The 3770-nt window shown below is 62.7% G+C and carries 3 protein-coding genes and 1 pseudogene; 2 read left to right on the forward strand and 2 right to left on the reverse strand.

From position 1 onward, the window contains the following. Window positions 1-268: 268 nt before the first annotated feature. Complete coding sequence (locus ABDV69_RS20470) at window positions 269-1771, forward strand: Eco57I restriction-modification methylase domain-containing protein (RefSeq protein WP_343577605.1); 1503 nt, start codon at window positions 269-271, stop codon at window positions 1769-1771. Continuing rightward, window positions 1768-2712 (forward strand): BsuBI/PstI family type II restriction endonuclease, encoded by a 945-nt coding sequence (locus tag ABDV69_RS20475; RefSeq protein ID WP_343577606.1) that lies wholly within the window; start codon window positions 1768-1770, stop codon window positions 2710-2712. Before ABDV69_RS20470 ends, ABDV69_RS20475 begins: the two co-directional genes overlap by 4 nt. 131 nt (window positions 2713-2843) lie before the next feature. Here ABDV69_RS20475 and ABDV69_RS20480 read toward each other — a convergent pair. After that, window positions 2844-3328 (reverse strand): annotated as a pseudogene (locus ABDV69_RS20480) (crosslink repair DNA glycosylase YcaQ family protein); the annotation flags it as partial. Between the two features lie 98 nt (window positions 3329-3426). Then, the gene (locus ABDV69_RS20485) at window positions 3427-3678 is read right to left on the reverse strand and encodes a hypothetical protein (protein WP_343577607.1); all 252 of its coding nucleotides are present in this window, start codon (window positions 3676-3678) and stop codon (window positions 3427-3429) included. Window positions 3679-3770: the final 92 nt, after the last annotated feature.

A 3770-nucleotide genomic window follows, 5' to 3' on the forward strand; every position in this document is an offset into this window, starting at 1 on the left:
TACACGCCGAGGCCCTGCGCCGCGGCGCCGACCACATCCGCCAACTCGTCGTCCTCGGCGACGGCGCACCCTGGATTCCCGGCGCCACCGGCATCCTCACCCTGGGCTGCCAGCAGGCCAGCAACCGCTTCGAACAGATCTGGACACATTCGCACAACCGGACCGCCACCGCCTGACCGGCCCAGAATCAAGATCAACAAAAACTACCCACAAATCCATGCCGGGCCAGTAGCGAGTTTATGTCGGACGCCTGCATTACCGTAACCTTGTGCTGACCCGCATCCTTCAAACGGCCGAGAGTAACCGCATTGCTGCTCTGGCTGGGCTTGACCCGAAGTCGCAGGACAAACTAGGTCAATTTTTCACTCCGTCCCGCGCTGCGGTGTTGATTGCGTCGCAGCCGCGGCTTCCGGAGTCGGGAACGATCCGGGTGCTCGACCCTGGTGCTGGGTCCGGCTCACTGGCGGCGGCGCTCGTTGCGCGGGCACTCGATGAGCGTCCCGACCTCCACGTTCATGTGGTCGCGGTCGAGTGCGATATGGGGGTAATCGCACGCCTTCGGGACACACTCGACGTTTGCGTTGCCGTCGGTGATGACAGGGTCAGTTACGAGATCATCGCCGCAGACTTCATTGTCGAATCCACCGGGATGGAACCCGACCCGCGTCTCCGGGACTTCGACATCGTCATCGAGAACCCTCCTTACGCGAAGCTCGCCGCGTCGTCTGCCGCGCGCGAAGCGGTTCGGGAAGTCGGGGCCGATGCGCCGAATCTTTACGCAGCGTTTCTGGCGTTAGGCGCGGCGGCACTGAGGCCGGGGGGGCAGCTTGTTGCCATCACTCCGCGGTCGTTCTGCAATGGGCCGTACTTCGGCCTATTTCGGTCGTTCCTTCTCGACTGTCTGGCGCTCGACCGCGTCCATGTCTTCGAGTCGCGCTCGACGGTGTTTGCCGATACCGGCGTGCTGCAAGAGAACGTGATTTTCTCCGGAACCCGCGACGGGAAGCGCGACAACGTGGTGCTCTCGGTCAGCATCGGGCACCACGATGACGAGAACATGACGCGCGTTGTGGCGTACGCCGATGTTGTGCAACCGAAGGACCCTAATCGGTTCATCCGCTTGGCGGTGAACGACGACGACACGCACATCGCCGAAAGGATGCTGGCGTTGCCGTCGACACTTGCCAGCCTGCGCGTGACCGCGTCAACCGGCAAGGTAGTTGACTTTCGGTCCCGTGAGTGTCTGAAGGACGAGCAGGTAGAGAACGCGGTGCCTTTGGTTTATCCAGGCAATGTCCGAAACGGCGTGATCGAGTGGCCGCGCTCTGTCCGCAAGGCGCAGTGGTTTCAGCCACAGAACGCCCGTGATGTCCAGATGCTTGTTCCTGGTGGCTGGTATTGCGTCGTGAAGCGGTTCTCAGCTAAGGAGGAACGTCGGCGGATCGTCGCCGCTGTCTGGTCACCTGACTGCGTCCCTGGACCGGTGGCGTTCGAGAATCATGTGAACGTATTCCATTCTGGAGGTGCCGGCCTCGACCGCGAGATGGCTTACGGGCTGTGCTGGTGGCTCAATTCCACACTGGTCGACAAATTCTTCCGTACCTTCTCTGGGCACACGCAGGTGAACGCGACCGATCTGCGGACGCTGCGGTTCCCCGACCTGAACACGCTACGAAGACTCGGAGACGGTGTGCCCGAACAGCTTCCAGGCCAGGACGACATCGACGCGCGGATCGATAGCTTCGTTCGTGCCACAGACGTCGCCGCATGACGGAGGACAAGAAGGTCGCCGAAGCGCGACAGCTTCTCAAAGCACTCGGTATGGACGCCGAACGGTCGAACGAGCGCAGCGCGCGCACTCTGCTGGCTCTGCTGCATCTTGGTCCTGAGGATCCGTGGTCGGTGGCGTCGAACCCGATGCTGGGAACGCGAGCGATCATGGACTGGATTCGGGACGAGTACGGACTCGACTACAAGCCAAACACTCGGGAGACGGTGCGACGTCAAACGCTGCACCAGTTCGCCGACGCGCAGCTAGTCGTGCAGAACCCCGACGAGCCACACCGCCCCGTCAACTCGCCGAAATGGAATTACCAGGTTCCTGACGAAGCCTTAGTGGTGATCCGGCTGTTTGGAACCGACATTTTCGCGCATGCCGTAGAAAAGCACCTCGACAAGTTGCCCGGTCTGAAGGCACTGTATGCCGCGGCTCGGGAGTTGGATCGCATTCCGGTCATCCTGCCGAACGGCGACCCATTCACCCTGTCGCCGGGCGGGCAGAACGTCCTGATCAAGCAGATCGTCGACGATTTCTGTGCGTATTTCACGCCTGGCGCGCAGATTCTCTACGTCGGTGACGCGGATGACAAGTGGGCGGTCTTCGATCAGGAAAAGCTCGCGTCGCTCGGCGTCACCGTGGATTCGCACGGCAAAATGCCGGACCTTGTGGTCTACCTGCCGGACAAGGGCTGGCTTGTGCTGATCGAAGCGGCATCGTCGCACGGTCCGGTCGACGCGAAGCGCCACGGCGAGCTGGCGGCGCTGTTCGGTGGCTCGACTGCCGGTCTCGTCTTCGTGTCGGCGTTCCCGGACCGCAAGGAAATGCGGAAGTACCTGAGCCAAATCGCGTGGGAGACCGACGTCTGGTGTGCCGAAGACGCGACTCACTTGATCCACTTCAATGGCGAACGGTTCCTCGGGCCGTACGACTGACCCACACACACGCGGTCCTTCGCTCCGCTTACACTTGGCAGAGCGCAACCCCTGGGGGGTGCCCCCGGGATAGCGCACCCCCAAGCCTCGAACGGCCAGCGACCTCTCTCTGTCTCTCTCCGACAATCCGACGTCCAGCTTCCGTCGTTGGGTCCACGGACAATCTCGCCGCGGGCCGAGAGCACGGTCAAAACCCGCGGCGCCACCGGAACCATTCCGCCCCAGGGCTTCCCCGGTGCAGGGTCGTAGTGTCCGCTGATCTCGGGCAGTGCGGAACGCAGTTCAGTACTACTGAGCGGACCGTACCGCTCCAGATGGTCCAGTACCGCGGAACGGCCGCTGCCAGCCACTGCGTGCCGTCGGACGCGAGGTCCGCTTTCTCGAGATCGGCGACCAGTCGGCGGTGCTCATTGGCAGCGACCCGATCGCTGGCGCACTGAATGATCGGTAGATCGTCGGCGCGCACCACCCACAGCGTTCTTCGCATGGCCAAATGCCGCAACACGGAACGGTTTCGGTACAGCTCATCTTCGAGTTCGGCGGCAATGAAACCCGGACAACGCGCCCACAACGAAAGAAAGGGGGTGGCGAGATTGGTGGCATGCAAACCCACCAGTGCCGTGGTGGCATCGATCACCGAGTCGCCGAGCCCGAGAAACTGCCGGCTTACGAGCCGTCGTCGCCCCTCATCAGCCGTGACGCGACGCACTCAACTCATCGCTGGTCGTCGCGCATCGATTCGCGAATCTGCGCCAGTCGGTCCGCGGCCTCGTGCTGCCGCGCCTCGTATTGTTGCTCGACGGTCCGGCCCTCAGGGGTCTCGGAATCCAATTCGCCTGCACCGAATGATGTTTGGTAGCGGGTTTCGATTTTCTCCCGGACCGAGTCGAACGTCGGCACCCCGGAGCTTGGGTAGCCGTTATCGATGTCAGGCTCAGTGGTGGAATGCTCCAGCTCGTCAGGCACGACGTCACGCTACCCGTTATCGACCGACCGACTCGGCATGCGTAATCGGATCCGGCGCGGGCGGCCCAGTCGACGGCGACGGGATCCGCGGC

It is taken from the genome of Mycobacterium sp., from assembly GCF_039583785.1.
Classification (GTDB): Bacteria; Actinomycetota; Actinomycetes; order Mycobacteriales; family Mycobacteriaceae; genus Mycobacterium.